Origin of the sequence: Rothia sp. 27098_8_29, from assembly GCF_041432785.1 — a bacterium.
Classification (GTDB): Bacteria; Actinomycetota; Actinomycetes; order Actinomycetales; family Micrococcaceae; genus Rothia; species Rothia mucilaginosa.
Window position 1 is genome coordinate 488,136 of sequence record NZ_JAPWAI010000001.1, and the last position, 19,015, is coordinate 507,150.

Annotated in this window: 12 protein-coding genes; 4 read left to right on the top strand and 8 right to left on the bottom strand. The window is 59.7% G+C overall.

From position 1 onward, the window contains the following. Nucleotides 1-94: 94 nt before the first annotated feature. The 5 genes from budA to lipB form a co-directional block, all read right to left on the bottom strand. Nucleotides 95-844, bottom strand: coding sequence for an acetolactate decarboxylase (budA, locus tag O3649_RS02005; RefSeq protein WP_005505457.1), 750 nt, complete (start codon nt 842-844; stop codon nt 95-97). A gap of 659 nt (nt 845-1,503) precedes the next feature. Then, nucleotides 1,504-2,928, bottom strand: a complete 1,425-nt coding sequence (gene glnA, locus O3649_RS02010) for a type I glutamate--ammonia ligase (RefSeq protein ID WP_371572522.1) — start codon at nt 2,926-2,928, stop codon at nt 1,504-1,506. Nucleotides 2,929-3,274: 346 nt separating this feature from the next. After that, entirely contained in the window at nt 3,275-3,991 is a 717-nt protein-coding gene (locus O3649_RS02015; protein ID WP_005505470.1) for a DUF4191 domain-containing protein, read from the bottom strand. Nucleotides 3,992-4,200: 209 nt separating this feature from the next. Next, nucleotides 4,201-5,208 carry a lipoyl synthase gene (gene lipA, locus O3649_RS02020; protein WP_005505472.1) on the bottom strand — a complete coding sequence of 336 codons (1,008 nt, stop codon included), beginning with the start codon at nt 5,206-5,208 and terminating at the stop codon, nt 4,201-4,203. Nucleotides 5,209-5,372: 164 nt separating this feature from the next. Beyond that, entirely contained in the window at nt 5,373-6,152 is a 780-nt protein-coding gene (lipB, locus tag O3649_RS02025; protein ID WP_371572524.1) for a lipoyl(octanoyl) transferase LipB, read from the bottom strand. 105 nt (nt 6,153-6,257) lie between these two features. On the opposite strand from lipB, the gene O3649_RS02030 reads away from it, so the two are divergent. Continuing rightward, on the top strand, nt 6,258-8,003 hold the full coding sequence (locus tag O3649_RS02030) for a peptidase (protein ID WP_371572526.1): 1,746 nt from the start codon (nt 6,258-6,260) through the stop codon (nt 8,001-8,003). Nucleotides 8,004-8,222: 219 nt separating this feature from the next. Here O3649_RS02030 and sucB read toward each other — a convergent pair whose 3' ends face one another. The 3 genes from sucB to O3649_RS02045 form a co-directional block, all read right to left on the bottom strand. After that, complete coding sequence (gene sucB, locus O3649_RS02035; protein ID WP_371572528.1) at nt 8,223-9,896, bottom strand: 2-oxoglutarate dehydrogenase, E2 component, dihydrolipoamide succinyltransferase; 1,674 nt, start codon at nt 9,894-9,896, stop codon at nt 8,223-8,225. 191 nt (nt 9,897-10,087) lie between these two features. Then, nucleotides 10,088-11,473 (bottom strand): dihydrolipoyl dehydrogenase, encoded by a 1,386-nt coding sequence (gene lpdA, locus O3649_RS02040; RefSeq protein WP_044142607.1) that lies wholly within the window; start codon nt 11,471-11,473, stop codon nt 10,088-10,090. A 417-nt stretch (nt 11,474-11,890) separates the two neighbouring features. Continuing rightward, complete coding sequence (locus O3649_RS02045) at nt 11,891-13,387, bottom strand: leucyl aminopeptidase (RefSeq protein WP_303937905.1); 1,497 nt, start codon at nt 13,385-13,387, stop codon at nt 11,891-11,893. A gap of 432 nt (nt 13,388-13,819) precedes the next feature. On the opposite strand from O3649_RS02045, the gene O3649_RS02050 reads away from it, so the two are divergent. The 3 genes from O3649_RS02050 (at nt 13,820) to O3649_RS02060 (ending at nt 18,634) form a co-directional block, all read left to right on the top strand. After that, nucleotides 13,820-14,725, top strand: coding sequence for a PAC2 family protein (locus O3649_RS02050; RefSeq protein ID WP_371572530.1), 906 nt, complete (start codon nt 13,820-13,822; stop codon nt 14,723-14,725). 278 nt (nt 14,726-15,003) lie between these two features. Then, nucleotides 15,004-16,851 carry a metal-dependent hydrolase gene (locus O3649_RS02055; protein ID WP_371572532.1) on the top strand — a complete coding sequence of 616 codons (1,848 nt, stop codon included), beginning with the start codon at nt 15,004-15,006 and terminating at the stop codon, nt 16,849-16,851. 412 nt (nt 16,852-17,263) lie between these two features. Next, nucleotides 17,264-18,634 (top strand): RNA polymerase sigma factor, encoded by a 1,371-nt coding sequence (locus O3649_RS02060; protein WP_294632931.1) that lies wholly within the window; start codon nt 17,264-17,266, stop codon nt 18,632-18,634. The last annotated feature ends 381 nt before the right edge of the window (nt 18,635-19,015 follow it).

Sequence of the window (19,015 nt, forward strand, 5' to 3'; positions counted from 1 at the left end):
GCGTATAACCACGAAGGAGCCGCCCTCTACACAACAGTAGAGGGCGGCTCCTTCGTTGCTATATCCCGTTGCTATGTTCCGGCGGGAAAGAAGCTTAGTGCTTTTCAGCCTTGGAGATCTGCTCAGCCAGGTCCTCGGGGGAGAGGTTAGCGGAGGAGAACTCGGGGGTCAGCGGCAGGTGCAGCTGCAGGCCGGTACCGGGGCAAATCTCGACCTTTGCCGAGCGCAGCTTGAAGTCGACCACGTGACCGCCCTGAACGCGCTCATCATCGATAAAGTGGGCGTGGCAGCCGGGCACCGAGATGCCCTGCTCGTAGATCGGGGTGCGGAAGCCAACAATCGTGCCGGTCACGTTATCGAACTGGACAATGTCCTCATTCTCGGTGGCCGCAACCATCTTCGGGTAGGGCTTCTCCTGCTTGATGACGGTGCGGGTGCGGACCCATTCGAACTCGCCGTAAATCTTGATGGCGTACATGTAGTTCTTGGAGACGGTGAAGTCATCCAGAATCTGCGAGGCAGACTTACGGAGTAGGTTATGCGGTAGTTCGCGCTTAATCATGGGCACGAAGTTGGTGACCACGGCGTAGGGGGTCTGCTGGCGCAGGTCGGGCAGGGATACGGAGCCGTCGTGGCGCACCTGGTAGCAGACGCCGTCGAGGACGACCATTTCGCCGTCGAGGCCGTTGAAGGTACCCACACCGAAGTTGCCGTGGCTCAGAAGCTCACCGATGGTCATCTCGCCATCGTAGATGCCGTCCAGCAGCTGGGACATGAGGCCGGTCTGAAAAACTTCGTTACGGAAAACAGTTTCACCGTTTAGGATGGTCGGCTGATATGCCATGAGATTTCTCCTCGTTACAGTGGATGCGGCGTCAGACGGGTCGGTCGGTCATCGGCGATACTCGCCCTAGCTGATGCTAAAAAGGGGAAGGGCGGCGGGGAGAACACGGCGTTGTGATGTCGTTTCTCTAGGAATTCGTAGGTGCCGCCGGCCGGGCGCACGCACTTTCATTGTACGCCCGTGCAGGAAGAACCCCGGGACTAGCGGGTACAACATCTTATGATGTGGCCCTTGCACAGATTACCCAGGCGCGGATCACCCAGGCGCGGATCACCCAGGTGTGAATTACCCAAGCGCGGCTGATATACCGCAAGTGACGCTAGGGCATAAAAATAGACTGGCGTTCCCTCCGGTTGCACGACAAAAAGGGAGGGAACGCCAGCACCAACAGCTTAGCCCTTAGAGCCGCTCTAAGCGCAACTAAGATACACGAGGCTCATCTAGGAAGAAAAATATTAGACACGAACCGTCACTAAAATAGTCCGGTGAGCCTGCGCCCCTCAGAAACCCAGCAGAAACCACAACAACGGCCTATACGCTCCCAAAGAAACGTATAGGCCGTTGTGCGCTATCTAGAACTTGCCCCAGAACCCACCCCGGAATTTACCTCAGTGCGGGTGCGGGGCAAAGCCCATAAGGAAAGATAAGACGCCAGCGGATTAGACGCCGTAGTACAGCTGGTACTCAAGCGGGTGCGGAACCAGCGAGAGCGGCTCCAGCTCGTTCTTACGCTTGTAGTCAATCCACGCCTGAATCAGGTCCTGGGTGAAGACGCCGCCCTCGAGCAGGAAGTCGTGGTCAGCCTCCAGAGCCGCCAGAGCCTCCTCCAGGTTAGCCGGAGCCTTCTTGATGTCCTTAGCCTCTTCAGCGGGCAGCTCGTACAGGTCCTTATCGATCGGTGCCGGCGGCTCAATACGGTTACGGATACCGTCCAGACCAGCCATCAGCTGAGCAGCAAACGCGAAGTAGGGGTTAGCGGAGGGGTCCGGTGCACGGAACTCCAGACGCTTAGCCTTCGGGTTGGTGCCGGTAATCGGGATGCGGATACCAGCGGAACGGTTACCCTGCGAGTACACCATGTTGATGGGAGCCTCGTAGCCGGGAACCAGACGCTTGTAAGAGTTCACGGTCGGGTTGGTGAACGCCAGAACAGCGGAGGAGTGCTCAATCAGACCGCCAATGTACCAACGTGCGGTGTCAGAGAGGTTAGCGTAGCCGCGCTCATCGTAGAAGAGAGGCTCGCCGTCCTGCCACAGCGACTGGTGGCAGTGCATACCGGAGCCGTTGTCACCGAACACGGGCTTAGGCATGAAGGTTACGGACTTGCCCCATGCGTCTGCGGTGCCCTTGATGACGTACTTGAATTTCAGCAGGTCGTCAGCAGCCTTGGTGAGGGTGTCGAACTTGTAGTTGATTTCTGCCTGGCCGGCTGCGCCCACCTCGTGGTGGCTACGCTCAACCTCAAGGCCAACCTCGTCCATTGCTACGCACATTGCGTCACGCAGGTCAGCCTGCTTGTCGACGGGGGAGACGGGGAAGTAGCCGCCCTTGACGGGGGTCTTGTTGCCCAGGTTGCCGCCCTCTTCCTTGCGGCCGGTGTTCCAGGGAGCCTCATCGGAGTCGATCTTGTAGAACACAGAGTTCGGCTCGACCTGGTAGCGGACGTCCTCGAAGACGAAGAATTCAGCCTCGGATGCGAAGAATGCGGTGTCTGCAATGCCGGTGGACTGCAGGTACGCCTCGGCACGCTCAGCGACGCCGCGGGGGTCACGGTGGTAGGGCTCGCCGGTGCGGGGGTTCACGATGGAGCAGATGATGACCAGGGTCTTCTCAATGCGGAAGGGGTCAACGTACGCGGACTGAACGTCGGGGATCAGCTGCATGTCGGACTCTGCAATGCCCTGGAAGCCGCGAATGGAGGAGCCATCAAAAAGCTGGCCGTTGACGAAGAAATCGTCATCAATCGCCTTAGCGGGCAGGTTGAAGTGCTGCTGCACGCCGGGCATGTCGGTGAATCGGATATCAACGAAGACTACTTCTTCGTTCTTGATAAAGTCGAGAACTTCCTGGGGGCTGGTAAACATGAGGACTGCTCCTTGTTCGACTGACGGTGCAGGAGGGTATCTTCCCTCATCACATTCAGTCTTTGGTTTAGTTTTTGGCCGCGGGCAAAACCCTGTGACATATCAAGCATAGTGGTTATTTTTTGCGCGTGCGTGACTATCGTGTTTCGGTAATGTTACAAATCCTGGAAAGGAGTTACATCTTGGTTGTCTTACGACACACAGCGCAGATGCTAACGCCCTCTAATAAAGCTCTAGTAAAGCCAACATCAATGCCAGCAACGCAATAACCGGGTATAACAAAAGGCCCCGGCCCTCCCCCCACGGGAAGAGCCGGAGCATTCAAAACCTTATATCAGCGTCTCGCTTAGCGGCCGCGCATCGCACGACGGTCCGGGCGAGCACGCATCGGGTCAACACCCTTCGGCAGACCATTCATCGGGTTACGCATAGTGTTCAAGGTGCTCAGACGACCAGAAACAACCTGCATCTCCTGCTGAGTTAGAGCCTTCGGAAGCTTGTTCATAGTCTTCACAACGTCCTTGAGCTCAACCTGACCCTCATCATGACCGGTCTCAATCACGTGAACCGGCACACCGGGAGCCACACGAGCCAGGTGCTTCTTCTCAGTGTTCACCAGCGAGTTCACACGGCTGTGAGGGCCCTCGGTCACCAGCACAATACCGGGACGGCCCAGCGCACGGAACACCAGATCCTGGTTGCGGTTCGCAGCAACGGGCTGCTCCTCAACAATCCAACCGCGGCGCACCGAGTTCATCGCCGCGCCACTACGACCGGGCTGGTTCTCAATCTGCGCAAAAGCCGCAGTCTGCGCGCGGCGACCCAGCAGAAGCATCGCCACGATAGCGGCAACGCCCAGACCCAGAATCAGGAAAGTAATCCAGTTACCCAGAGCAATACCGATGAGGAGGAAAACCAAAAGGGTACCCAGAGCCGACAGACTCAGAATCCAACCGATATTCGGGTCGGACTTCTTGGTCATCTGGTAGACCTGCTTCATCTGGGCGAAAGTGCCCGGAGTGCGTTCCTTCTTCTTTTTCTTCTCTTCGCGCTTATCTGCCACGATTCTTCCTCGGCTGGTTCTTCCGCGGCCCCGAGAAGCGCCTCAAACGCTCACGGAACCATAGTGACGTAACGATGCAGTGTATGCCTGCAATTTTTCTAGTTTACCCTACCCGCACAAGGGGCGGGGCATAAGGGGAGGCTCCCCGAACACCGGACGAACACCGGGTTCGAGGAGCCTCAACGCTCTCAGAAAGATTCTGAAAAGGCTTAGTAGCCCGCAGCCACCAGGGAGGAGGCTTCCTGCAGGGCTGCACCCTCACCCTCAATGTGGGCAAGGTTCTCAGGAATCGGGTAGCCGTTCTTACGCATTGCACGAGCCCACAGGCGACCTGCACGGTACGAAGAACGAACCATCGGGCCCGCCATAACGCCAGCGAAACCAATCTCCTCAGCCATGTTCGCAAAATCCACGAACTGCTGCGGCTTCACCCAACGCTCAATCGGGTGGAAGAGCGGGCCGGGGCGCAGGTACTGGGTGAGGGTAATGATGTCACAACCAGCATCGTGCAGATCGCACAGCGCCTCGTAAATCTCGTCGTCGGTCTCGCCCATACCCAGAATCAGGTTGGACTTGGTGACCATGCCACCTTCCTTAGCCTGGGTAATAACATCCAGGGAACGCTCGTAACGGAACGCCGGGCGAATCTGACGGAAGATACGGGGAACGGTCTCCAGGTTGTGCGCAAACACCTCAGGCTTAGCGTCAATCACCTTCTGAACATGCTCGGGAACACCCTTGAAGTCGGGGACGAGCATCTCAACGCCGGTGTTCGGGCACATCTTGTGAATCTGGCGGGTGGTCTCTGCGTACAGCCACGCACCGCCGTCTTCCAGGTCGTCACGAGCCACACCGGTCACGGTTGCGTAACGCAGACCCATGACCTTCACGTTCTTAGCAACCTTGAACGGCTCAGCGTAGTCAACAGCAACAGGCTTGCCGGTCGCAATATTGCAGAAGTCGCAACGGCGGGTGCACTCGGAGCCACCAATCAGGTAGGTTGCCTCACGGTCTTCCCAGCACTCGTAAATATTGGGGCAACCGGCCTCTTCACACACGGTGTGCAGACCCTGACCGCGAGCCAGCTCGCGCATCTCGTTGTATTCGGGGCCAACAATAGCCTTGGTCTTAATCCAGTGAGGCTTCTTCTCAATGGGAACCTCAGCGTTGCGGGCCTCCACACGCAGTAGCTTGCGTCCTTCAGGTGCGGTGCTCAAAAGTCTTCTCCTTGGTCTAGATGTGCCCTCTGTGCAGGTGGGCCATCTTCTATTTTACGCCCGCTCAGGCGTAGGTGAAACTGGTTTTCGTATATGACGAACAAAGCCGGACGCGTTACGTGTACGACCCGTTCGATGCTTCTTGACTGCGTCTAACCCTGCGTTTAGTCCTGCGCCGCAATGGGCTCGAAGGACTCAGCCAGGCGGTCCTGGTACTTCAGAAGCTCCGCCTCCAGCGGCTCCAAAATATCGGCGGGGGTGACGGTGCGGCCCAGCTGCTCCGAAATAGTGGTAACACCCGCATCGCTAATGCCGCAGGGAATGAACTGCTGGAAAGGCGCGGTGTCGTTGCAACAGTTAATCGCAAAGCCGTGCATGGTGGTGTTACGCGAAACGCGCATGCCCAGTGCCGCGATCTTCTTGTCCTGGGTGACGCCGTCGCCCAGAATCCACACGCCGCTACGGCCCTCAACGCGCTCACCCTTAATGCCCAGACCAGCCAGGACGTTAATGATGATTTCCTCGATGATGCGCACATACGCCACCACGTCAATGGGCTCGGGCAGGCGCAGAATCGGGTAGCCGGTCAGCTGGCCGGGGCCGTGCCAGGTCAGCTTGCCGCCGCGGTCAATCTTGACGACGGGGGTGGACTTGTCTGCGGGGTACTCGTGGTCTTCGGTGCGTTTACCGGCAGTAATCACTGCCTCGTGCTCAAGTAGAAGAATCGTATTCTGGCGGGTGCGGTTAGCCACCTCATCGTGGATGCGGTACTGCTTGTCCAGGCACTCAACATAGTTCACATAGTTCGGGGCGAAGCCCACGCGTTCAATCGTCACAGACATACTTTCTACCTTAGTACTGCTAGTGGAGGGAAGAAAATTAGGGCGCCCTGAATCACGTGATGAGCGAACACGTCGGAATGTTACGGGCGGATGTGGTGGCATGCCGGGGTGAATATTCCGGGTGTTGATTTTAGGGTTGCATGGTTTATTTATGGTGTTTTATTAAGTCTAAACATATTATTTAGTGTTATTTGATAACATAATGGTATGAGAAGTAAAGAAGCACACGTTCTGGAAAGTATCGCCAACCCGGCTCTACCCACTCTGCAGATTGTCGAGTACCGGGGCGAAACCACCGCAAGCGCACCCACCGAGAGCGCATCCGCTACATGTTCCGTACCCTCCGCGCACCCCGGACGCTACACCCTGCGCATCATTTCTCAGCCCGTCCCGCTAGATCCCTCCACCCAGCTGGCTCCTGCCGCGCCCACTCTGCGCGCGGCAGCCAACGGGTACGGATTCGAGGAAAACACGGATGCATCCGCTCAGAGGCACGCCCAGACCCCGCAGGTAGCCGCCGCCCTGCGTAACGCGCCCGGACTCGCCAAGCTCCACGCCGTTACTAGTGAGAGTGCCGATAGCGCCGATCAGCTGTGCCTCTGGTACGAGCCCCTCGACGCGGGTACCCTCGACAAGCTCCTGCGCGCTCGCACCCTCAACCCCGCCGAGCTCATGACCCTGGCACGAACCCTGCACCGGGCGCTCGGAAGCCTCAAAAAGGTGGGGGAGGGGCGTGCCGACCTAAGCGCCGAATACATCGCTCTGAGCGCCGCCGGAGTACCCAAACTCCTGCTACCTGACGCCGTCTATCGTGAAGCGGCCCCTCACGATACGGAACAGCTCACCGCCGCTCGGGGCAACTACGCTCGCTCCGCAGCAGCCCTGCTCTGGCAAGCCGCCTGCGGGCACACACCGGAACCTTCCGCCGCCCGCGTACCCCTCTCACTGCGCATGGATTCACAGCGCATGGGAGCGGTCGGTACTGCAACCGATGGGGCACCCAGCAGCGAATGGATTGAGCGCCTCGGCAGAGCCCTCGAATACCTGCTGGACGCACCCGCCCAGGAGGTGGCGCTCGCAGGGCTCAGCTCCGTGGTCGCTCTGGCGGAGGAGGTGCCGCCTCGCCCGCTGAACGTCTACCTGAGCTGTTCGGAAAGAGCCCGCGCCCTCATTCCCGCAGCTGTGGATTCCGCGCCGGTACAGAAGCTCTCAAAGACGCAGAAGGCGCAACGGTACCTAGCGGAACGTCTGCCTCGCGTGAAGAAGCCGAGCATGAAGAAGCCGGGCGTGAAGAAGTCAGGGCGCGCAGCTACCGCAGGTTCTAAGCCGTTGAGCCCCACTGGGAGCCCTGCGGCGAGCTTCACAAAGATCCCCGCAGAGACTGCGCCACCCGCTCTAAAGAACGCAGCGGCGACGGGCACATCCCGCCTGACGGCGCTACGCGGCGCGTTTACCCGCCCCACCGCGCGACTGGGACTGGCTGCACGCCTGGGACTTGCCGCGCTCGCGCTGGGGGCTATTGCGCTACCTCTCGGGTTCACCCTCTACGGGCGGAACGCCCCGGCAACGGCACAGCCCGTATCCGCTCAATCCGTGAACGCAGCGGGGGAGCAGGACCCCGGTGGCACGGCAATACAGAATCAGAGCACACAGGATCAGAGCGCGCAGGGCGATCAGATTCTACGAGCCCTGATCGACCAGCGAAACCAAGAACGCCGTGCCCGAGGCGGTGCAGAGCTCACCGTCGACACCGCCGAAGAACTCAGCCGCGACAGCGAGAACATCCGCGTGATGGCGGTAGTCTCCGCACCCGGCTACCGCGCCGATAAAACCGAGCAGGAAGCCCGTAAACTCAGCGAAGAAAACGGCGTCACTCGCCAGAAAGTCATCTTCGACCTGCATCGAGGTGAGAAAGGCTGGGAGATCGCCCGCGCCGAACCCGTCCCGGCATAGCTGATGCCGCGTAACTGACGCCATGCAGCTGATGCCACGTAACTGACACCGCGTAACTGACACCGTAGAAACGCGGACACAACAAAAGGCGGCGGCCCCACCCACCGAAGTGGATGGAACCGCCGCCTTTTGCTCGCTGTTCGGGAAAACCCGGAGAGCTACGCTCGGTTACCCATCAGGGCACCGCCACAAGGAAACTTCCTTGAATCTATGCAGGTCTTAGAGGCCCAGCTCAGACTCGAAGTTTGCCTCCTCCAGGCGGGTCTTGAGGGTGTGCAGGAAGCGACCAGCGTCCGCACCGTCGACCACGCGGTGATCGTAGGTGAGGGACAGGTAGCACATGGAGCGGATAGCGATAACGTCGTTACCGTCAACATCCTTAACAACCATGGGGCGCTTCACGATGGAACCGGTACCGAGGATTGCAACGTTCGGCTGGTTGATGATCGGGGTGTCGAACAGTGCACCGAAGGAACCAATGTTGGTGATGGTGAAGGTCGAACCCGACAGCTCCTCGGGGGAGATGTCGCCGGTGCGTGCGCGGCCACCCAGGTCGCCAATAGCCTTTGCCAGGCCAGCAATGCCCAGGTCAGAAGCGTTCTTGATGACGGGAACCAGCAGACCCTTGGGGGTGTCCACAGCAATAGCGATGTTCTCGGAGCCGTGGTAAGTGATCTGCTTGTAGTCTTCGGTCATGGAAGCGTTCAGAGCGGGGTGCTGCTGCAGAGCCTCAGCGGATGCCTGGACGAAGAAGGGCAGGAAGGTCAGCTTAGCGCCCTCACGAGCAGCGAAGCCGTCCTTAGCCTTTGCACGCAGCTGAACGATGCGGGTCACGTCAACCTCGGTGACCTGGGTCAGCTGAGTGGAGATGTCCAGGGACTCACGCATACGCTTTGCAATAACCTGGCGGATACGTGCGGTCTTCTCGACGGTGCCACGCTTGGGGGAAACCTCGAAGGTGTGCGGTGCCTTTGCGGAACCAGCAGCCGGAGCAGCAGCTGCAGCGGGTGCAGCAGCGGCGGGAGCAGCGGAACCCTTAGCAGCGATAGCAGCCTGAACATCCTGCTTGCGGATGCGGCCACCAACACCGGTGCCCTTGACGGTGGACAGGTCGATGCCGTTGTCCTTAGCGAGCTTACGGACCAGCGGGGTCACGTATGCTTCGCCCTCAGCAGCTGCCGGAGCGGCAGGTGCAGCGGGGGCTGCAGGAGCTGCGGGAGCAGCCGGAGCAGCAGCGGGTGCTGCGGGAGCAGCAGGAGCCTCAGCAACCGGAGCCGGAGCAGCGGGAGCAGCTGCAGCAGCAGCGTCGCCGATGATAGCCAGAACCTGGCCAACCTCTGCGTCCTCATCCTCGGGGATGCGGATCTCGAGCAGGGTACCTGCTACGGGGGAGGGAACCTCGGTGTCAACCTTGTCGGTGGAAACCTCAACCAGAGGCTCGTCAACCTCAACCTGCTCGCCAACTTCCTTCAGCCAGCGGGTAACGGTGCCCTCGGTGACGGACTCGCCCAGTGCGGGCAGTACGACCTCGATGCCTGCAGCAGCAGCTGCGGGAGCAGCCGGAGCAACAGCGGGTGCAGCGGGAGCCTCAGCAACCGGAGCGGGAGCTGCGGGAGCCTCAGCAGCTGCGGGAGCAGCCGGAGCAGCAGCGCCGGAACCGTCGCCAATGATAGCCAGAGCAGCGCCGACCTCGACGTCCTCGTCCTCGGGGACGAGAATCTGCTCAACAACGCCTGCTACGGGGGAGGGAACCTCGGTGTCAACCTTGTCGGTGGAAACCTCAACCAGGGGTGCGTCAACCTCAATGGTGTCGCCGACCTCAACGAGCCAGCGGGTAACGGTACCCTCGGTCACGGACTCGCCCAGTGCGGGCAGTACTACGGTGTGGGACATAATCTTTCCCGTTCTCCTTGTGAATGCTTGAACTAGAAAAATGTGAGCGGTGACCCGGATGCGCGTCGTATGCGTCAAAGCACGTCGACGCGCATCCGGATAGGGGCGTTGTTCAGCGGATACGCCCGGCAACCGCTAACGACCAACGGTCGTCAATACTAAGCTGACGCGCTAACGCCAGTCAGCAAAATTTATGCGCTGTGCAGCGGGGTGCCGTTCAGGACCATTGCAGCCTCACCCAGGGACTCGTTCTGAGTCGGGTGTGCGTGGATGAACTTAGCGACGTCCTCGGGGAATGCTTCCCAAGCAACCCACATCTGAGCCTCACCAATCTGCTCACCCATGCGCTTACCAATAGCGTGAACACCAACGATGGGGCCGTCCTTCTGGCGGACAACCTTCACGATACCGGTAGCACCGAGGATAGCGGACTTACCGTTACCAGCCAGGTTGTACTCAGCGGTCTCAACGTTCTCAGCGCCGAACTTCTCCTTAGCCTTGGGCTCGGAGTAACCAACGGAAGCGATCTCCGGGTCACAGAAGGTGACCTTGGGGATGTTCACATCTTCAACGATGGAGGGGTTCAGGCCAGCGATTTCCTCAGCAACGAAGATACCCTGCTGGTAACCGCGGTGAGCCAGCTGAACGCCGGGGACGATGTCGCCAACAGCGTAGATGTTGCCAACGCCGGTGTGCAGGCGCTCGTTAGCCAGGACGAAGCCGCGATCCATGGGGATGCCCTGCTCCTCGTAGCCCATGTTTGCGGTGTTCGGGCCACGACCAACAGCAACCAGAACGATCTCTGCCTCGAAGACCTTGCCGTCAGCCAGGGTGACCTTAGCACCGTTAGCGTCCTGCTCAACCTTCTCGAAGAGGGTGCCGGTGTTGAACTTGATGCCGCGCTTCTTGAACGCACGCTCCAGAACCTTGATGATTGCCGGGTCCTCGTTGGGAACCAGGTTCGGCAGGCCCTCGATGATGGTGACGTCAACGCCCATAGCGTTCCACATGGATGCGAACTCGCAACCAATCACGCCGCCACCGAGCACGATAGCGCTCTTGGGCAGGTAGTCCATCTCCAGTGCCTCAGTGGAGGTCAGAACGCGACCCTCAATGGGCAGACCGAAGGTCTTGGAGACCGAGCCGGATGCCAGGATAATGTTCTTACCCTTGTACTCAACACCACCGACGGTGATGGTGTCCTGAGCGGTCAGCTTACCCTCGCCGGGGATAACCTCTACGCCCTTCATCTTCAGCAGGCCTGCAAGACCCTTGAACTTACCGGAGACGATGTTGTCCTTGTAATCGCGAACCTTGCCCATTTCGATGGACTGCAGCACAGCGTTAACGCCAACCTTGGACGCCTCGCGTGCCTCTTCTGCCAGCTCAGCAGCGTGCAGGTACGCCTTGGTGGGGATACAGCCGGTGTGCAGGCAGGTGCCGCCGACCTTTTCCTTCTCGATCAGGCCGACGGTGAAGCCTAGCTGGCGTGCGCGAATAGCTGCAGAGTAGCCAGCGGAACCGCCGCCGAGGATGAGGATGTCGAATTCTTGAGCCACGATATTGCTCCCTTGCATAGTTGTTGGGGCTAAAGACCCCTGCAATGAGTTCTTTACCAATTTATTGGTAGGTTTCCCAGCATGCGCGAAAGGCCCGCGACTTACAAAAAATCGCGCGCCCCTCCGCGTACGCAGAAAAACACTTAATACAACAATACCCCCGTTGACGGTCGTTTAAGTTCACTCAGGGCGGTTTTAGCCGATTAATCGCCCAAACACCGCAAATTTTTCACCACTCAAGAAAAGCGGCGCGTCATAGAACGGCCAGATGGCAGCCCCACCACAGCGGTCGCACTGAACCAGCCAAGAACGGAACCAGCCAAGAACAGACGCAGAGGAGGGCTCCCCGGTAGAAATACCGAAAAGCCCTCCTCAGATTAGCTCTATGCTGTGCGGCTCGCACCAGTTAGGATGCGCGCCCAGCAAAGCTACAGGCTACTTAGCGTACGACTGGATGAAGTTCACCAGGGTAGCGGTACCGAAGCCGGTACCTTCCTTCGGGGTGAAGCCGTAGGGTGCCTCCTCGTTGAACGCGGGGCCTGCAATATCCAGGTGAGCCCAGGGGATGCCCTCGCCCACGAACTCCTTCAGGAACAGGCCGGCGGTCAGCGCGCCACCGTAGCGGGAACCAATGTTCTTAATATCAGCAACGGGGGACTCCAAGCTCTTACGCAGGTAGGACTCCAGCGGCATCGGCCAGTACGCCTCACCTGCGGCAGCACCGGCTGCAATCACGCGGTCACGAATCTCCTCGTCACCGAGCAGAGCCGCAGTGCGCAGACCCAGAGCAGCCATAGCGGCACCGGTCAGGGTAGCGATATCCAAGATGACGTCCGGGTTCGACTCAGAAGCCAGAGCGATACCATCAGCCATGACCAGGCGGCCCTCAGCGTCAGTGTTCAGCACCTCAACGGTACGGCCATCACGCATGGTGATGATGTCCTCCGGACGCAGAGCGTGACCGCCGGGCATGTTCTCAGCCAGGCACAGGTAACCGGTCACAGCAACCGGCACATCCAGCTCAGCGGAAGCAACCACAGCGTTCAGCACGGATGCGGCACCCGCCATATCGCACTTCATGGTCATCATCGAAGCGGCAGGCTTCAGCGAGTTACCACCGGTATCGAAGGTAATGCCCTTACCGACCAGAGCCACGTGAGCCTTCGGGTTCTCCGGGGTGTACTTCACAACGGCAAGAACCGGCTTGCGGGGCGAACCCTGACCAACACCGGAAATGCCGCCGAAGCCCTCCTCAGCCAGGCGGTCGTGGTGGAACAGCTCAATCTCAATGTTTGCGTAATCCTCAGCGACCTCAGCAGCGAACTCCGCGAAAGTCTCCGGGTACAGGTGCGACGGAGGCAGGTTCACCAGGCGGCGAGCATCCTTAGCGGTCTCACCCAGAACCAGGGCGTGAACCAGAGCCTCCTCAGCTTCTTCCTGCTCAATCGAAGAAACAATCAGAATGGACTCGATCTCTTCCTGGACGGAATCCTTGGTCTTGAAACGCAGGCCCTCCTCAACGAAGTTACCCAGCACAGCGCCGTGAGCAATAGCCTCAATTTCCTCTACCGAAGAAACACCGAAATCGAAAGCAATCTCCTCAGCGGAACCAACCAGCTGACGAGCCGCAGAACCAGCCGCGTAACGCAGAGCGTCCAGACGCTCCTGACCCTCAGCAGTATCAGAGCCCAGACCCGCCAGCGCCACAATACCGGCACCGGTGTCCTCAAGGCCGGGCAGACGCAGCAGCTGATCGGGGGCACCCGAGGCGCCCAGCGCCTCCAGCAGCTCGTTAATACCCTCAACAGAGTCCTCAGACAGGGAGCTCGGCGCCAGGTACGCACCGTCCGAACCCTTCAAAACGCCCAGAACCAGAACGTCAGCTTCGAGCGCTTCAAGGTCGGTGCTGTGAATAGACAGAGACAGAGACATCGTTACTCCTTTGCGTATGTCTTCTCAAAATAGTCGGGACACATCCTCGCGCCCGAAAAACTCAACTGTAGGCCCTCGAAGAGTGAGGATGAATACCGCCGCGCAAAGCCGCGCGGACTACTGCTTCTACTCTACACGGATATGTAGGAGGGCGTGAGGTTCAGCTCTCACCCCGAACAGCTGGCAGAACAGAAAAGACACAAGAAGCCGAGCTGCAGCGTCTTAAGAACGTCGACAAGACACCAAACAAGTTCACCTACTGCGAGAAAAGCCCACACACTGTCGAGACAGGGCAGTAGTGGCATAAAATGAAAGACTACGGAAAGCGTCAGATAACAGAAGACGCCCCTTCGCCCCAACACCTCGGGTGCCGGCAGAAAACACTAAGCCCACCCGAACGCGGCGCGAACCAGACAGAAGTGAGGAGGCGTAATGCTCAACCCCGAAGATCTCTACTTAGCCAACACCAAAATATTGGACGACCCCAGGATGCACGGGCTAACCCTCGTCATCGCCCTCTCCAGCCCGCAAGACGCAGGCTCCACCGCAGGTCAGCTCGGGCAGGTGCTGCTCAGCGAGCTCAAAAACATTGAAATCGTCGAGTTCGACAGCGACCAGCTGCACGACTACCGTGCCCGCCGCCCCTACATCCGCTACGAAAAAGACCACTTCGAAAAGCCACAATACCCGCAGCTGAAGCTCTACGCCGTAGAAGACAGCCTCGACAAGCCGTTCCTGCTACTCACCGGTGCCGAACCGGACCTGCAGTGGCAGCGCTTCGAAAAGGCGGTGCTGACCATCGCCCAGCGGGTCAAGCCCTCCCTGGTTGTGCTGGTCTCCGCATTCCCCATGCCGGTGCCGCACACCCGCCCCTTCCCGATTACCGCGCACGGCTCCCGCAAGGACCTGATTCGCGGCATCTCCCCGTGGAAGCCCATCGCGGACGTGCACGCAACCGTCACCAACCTGCTGGAAGTGCTCTTCACCGAAAACGGAATCGACACCGTCGGCTTCGGCGTGAACATTCCCCAGTACATTTCGGAGGCGGACCTGCCGCAGGGCACCCTCACCGCCCTCGAACACGTGGGCATGGCGGCGCACCTCTCGCTACCCACCGAGAACCTGCGCGAAGCCGCACGCCACGTGCACAGCCAGATTAACGACCAGGTCAAGCAGAACCCCGAAATTGGTCGCATGATCACGACCATGGAAGAGAACTACGACGAGAACTTCCGCACCTCCGACATTGCGGTTCCCCTCTCGCGACGCGACGCGCACAACGTGCCCAGCCGCGACGAGATTGGTGCGCTCTTCGAGCGGTTCCTCGACGAACAATAGGTGCGCGCAGTAGGGGATACCGCGGGGGAGTACGAGTCATAGGGGAGCGAAGGGTTACCCGCCGAGAGCCTGGCTCGTGGATACCGCCCGTCAGAAATTGTGTGACAGGTATTGCGTGACAAATTATGACGCGGCACCCCGCGCCGCTGTGGACAAACCCCCGCGCACAAACGAACAATACGAATAAATCTGTGGAGCCTTCGGACACATGACCCGAAGTATCCACAGATTTATTTGTATAACCTGCGAACCCGCGCAAACCATGCCACCGTGAAGGCATGAACGCAAACAACATCTCCAACGGCAACACCCCTAACAGCGGCCACAACTACAGCGGCTACGACACGCCCCCACCCATCCGCAACGAATACGACGTGCTCAGCTGCGCCCTCCACCAGCACGGCTACTGGCCCGACCACTCACTCATCATCCTCACCGCAACCGACAACACCCTCGGCCCCAGCCTGCGCGTCAACCTACCCGACGAACCCTGCACCCACACCGAACGCGCCGACTTCCTCCACGAAACCTTCACCAAACTCCCCACCTGCCACAACGGCGAAACCCTCACCCGCTTCTACGCCATCATCATCGACGGCGACAACACCGTACGCCAACGCCAACTCAACCCCGACACCGCACAGCTCGCCACCATCGACGAAATCCATAACGACCTCGAAACCCAAATCAACATCAACACCTGGCTCCACCTGCTCCACGACCCGCGCATCGTCAGCGAACTACGCTGCGAAGACGTCATCTACGCAGGCGGCGCCAGCATCTGGGCGCTCAACCCCGAACAGCAAGCCCTCACCCTCCTCGCACCCATCGAAGAACTCCGCCACAGCCACTACTACACCTGGCTCACCCGCCACGGCAACACCATCGCCGACACCGCCCAACACAACTACGCCCATAGCCCCTGGGACACCGACCCCACAACCAACCCCGAAACCCGCCACGACTGGGAAAACGCCGTAGAACTCTGGGCCCACACCCGTACCAACACCACCCGGAATGACGAAGCCCGCCGCCAGGACATTCGCACCATCTACCGCCAAGCCCAAATCGACCTCTGCTACTGGGACGCCGCCATCAACGCCGCCGCGCACCTGCTCACCACCCACCCGGTCGATGATGCTAACGCGCCCACTATAGGCGATGCGCTGCGCGACCTCATCCCCGCCGAAGTCGCCGGGCACCTACGCGCCTCCATCGCACCGGTAACCCTCAACCCCATCACACCCGAAATGCTCACCTACCTCGCCGGATACGGGCTCAACCACGCCCAAAAAATGCTCGCCCACCTGCACTACTCCGCCCAATACACCTACCACGCCTTTGGCGGCGAATATCCCAGCGCCAGCCCCAACTTCGTGCCGCTCGAACCACCCCACTACGGCACCCGCATCACCCGCAAAACCTACATACCCGACAGCTTCACCCACGCACTCAGCGCCACACCCGGCACCGAACAGGCATACGTACGCGCCGTGCCCGAAAAATGCGTGCAATGGCAAGACTGGATCCGCCGCACCCACCGCACTATCCAACAGAGCCGCAACAACCAACACGCCAACCTCAACGGCTGGGCACTCGAAAACCTCACCCCCGCCGACCACGCCAGCGCAGCCGAACTCAACACCATCAGCCGCGACGTGCTCCCACGCCTCGACGAACACCCCAACGACCACAACACCCACAACAAACTCGAAAACCTCAAACAACGAATCGACGAAAGCTGCACCACCAGCGAATACCTCACCAAACACCACGCCGTCTACACCCACTACCTCAACGCCCTCAAAGGAAAACTAGACAGCCCCCACTGGGCACGCCTCAACGCACTCGAACTACTCACCAGCCTGCTCACACCCCACAGCACCGACGGAGAATACGCCGCACTACGCAACACCCAAGCCTGGACCAACTGGTACAAGGGCTACAGCACCTACGCCCGCCTACTCCGCCAAGAAGCCCACCGCCACACATCCGGAAAGGACCTCAACATCCTCGACGTACACCTCAACGCGGGCAACCTACCCGCCTGGATCAAACACACCATCTGCGGCGAACCCGGAACACACCGCGAACCCATCAGCACCCTCAAACCCCGAAAACCCTAAAACCGGCCCCTAAAAGCGGTGCCTAAAGCGAAGTACAAATAGGGGAGGGGCGCGCCACCAGGCAGGCCCCTCCCACCGACTCCTCCCATCCACAACCGCACCCAGCCGCGCCCAGCCAAAACCAGGCCCACAAGCCCCCAAACAGCGCGTCAAATTGAAAACAACCAAAAATCTGCAATACTTATATATTGACCCCGTATAGTCAATGCGCTACAACGCGCCCTCAAACAGCTCAACACAACGAGCAACGGAACCTTGTAAACGACCAACGCACGCGGAATAAAACCCGCCCCCACAGCGTTAAACACGTCAAAAGCAGCAAACACCCCGACCGAGGACGCCAGCACAGACTTGACAGGGTCTTAGGTGTTTTGCAAACAAAACACCCCACCACAAGCCAGAAAGGGTTCTAGTGGCACCTGCAACCAGCAAGAAGACCGTGACCGGCGACGCAACCGAAGAAACCGTCGCAAAAACCACCACCAAGACCACCCGCACCAAGAAGGCAACCACCAAAGCCGCAGCAGCAACCGAAGACACCACCGGCGCAACCGCCGAAACCGGTGCCGAAACTACTGCCGAAACCGAGGCAGACAAGCCCAAGCGCACTCGTAAAACCACCACCAAAACCGCAACCAAGCGCAAGACCGGCGGCCGCCGCAAAAAGAACGACGACGACGAATTCGACCTCGGACTCGACGAAGAACTCGAAACCACCGACGCCGAAGACGAAACCGACGAAGAAGACGAAGAAACCGTAGCCAAAAAAGAAGAAAAGAAGGCCGCGGAAGAAGTAGCAGCCAAGGGTTCCGGCTTCGTCCTCACCGCAAACGACGACGACGACGCACCCGCACAGCGCGTCGTCACCCCCGGCGCAACCGCCGACCCCGTCAAGGACTACCTCAAGCAGATTGGCAAAGTCTCCCTGCTCAACGCACAGCAGGAAGTCGACCTCGCCATGCGCATCGAAGCAGGCCTCTACGCCGAACACAAGCTCGCCGAAAACCCCGACATGGACAAAGAACTCAAAAAGGCCATGCGCTGGGTCGTCCACGACGGCAAGCGAGCCAAGAACCACCTGCTCGAAGCCAACCTGCGACTCGTCGTCTCCCTCGCCAAGCGCTACACCGGCCGCGGCATGCTCTTCCTCGACCTCATCCAGGAAGGCAACCTCGGCCTCATCCGCGCCGTCGAAAAGTTCGACTACTCAAAGGGCTTCAAGTTCTCCACCTACGCAACCTGGTGGATCCGCCAGGCCATCACCCGCGCAATGGCAGACCAGGCCCGCACCATCCGCATCCCCGTGCACATGGTAGAAGTCATCAACAAGCTCGCCCGTGTGCAGCGCCAGATGCTCCAGGACCTTGGCCGCGAACCCACCCCCGAAGAACTCGGCAAGGAACTCGACATGACCCCCGAAAAGGTCATCGAAGTCCAGAAGTACGGCCGCGAACCCATCTCCCTGCACACCCCCCTAGGTGAAGACGGCGACTCCGAATTCGGTGACCTCATCGAGGACTCCGAGGCAGTCGTCCCCGCAGACGCAGTGTCCTTCACCCTTCTGCAGGAACAGCTCCACTCCGTGCTCGACACCCTCTCCGAGCGTGAAGCCGGCGTGGTCGCAATGCGCTTCGGCATGACCGACGGCCAGCCCAAGACCCTCGACGAAATCGGTAAGGTCTACGGCGTGACGCGTGAGCGTATCCGCCAGATCGAGTCCAAGACCATGTCTAAGCTCCGTCACCCGTCGCGTTCGCAGGTACTGCGCGATTACCTGGACTAAAAGTTCATAGCTAGCGGTTCTAACGTGCTGGCGGATGCTCGTGCAGCTGGTCTGCTGTCCGGCACGCGGACAATGCTCGCGGGGGAGTGCGGGGCCGGACTCCGTGCGCTTGTCCTTACAGACGGCGCACCGGTTCCCGCTCGCGGGGGAGTGCCCCCTCATCGGTGCCTGAGGCACCTCGAGGACGGAGCCCCCGCTACGCGTGACCGGCTACGCCGTAAGGTTTAGCTTCGCTAGTTCTAGCACATACAGAAAAAGGCTCTCCGAGATACCGGAGAGCCTTTTCTGCGTATGTAAACAGTTTGTATATGCGGCACGCGGGCGATGCTCGCGTAAGTTCTGCACAGCCGGTTTGCGGACAATGCTTGCGGCGCAGTTCCG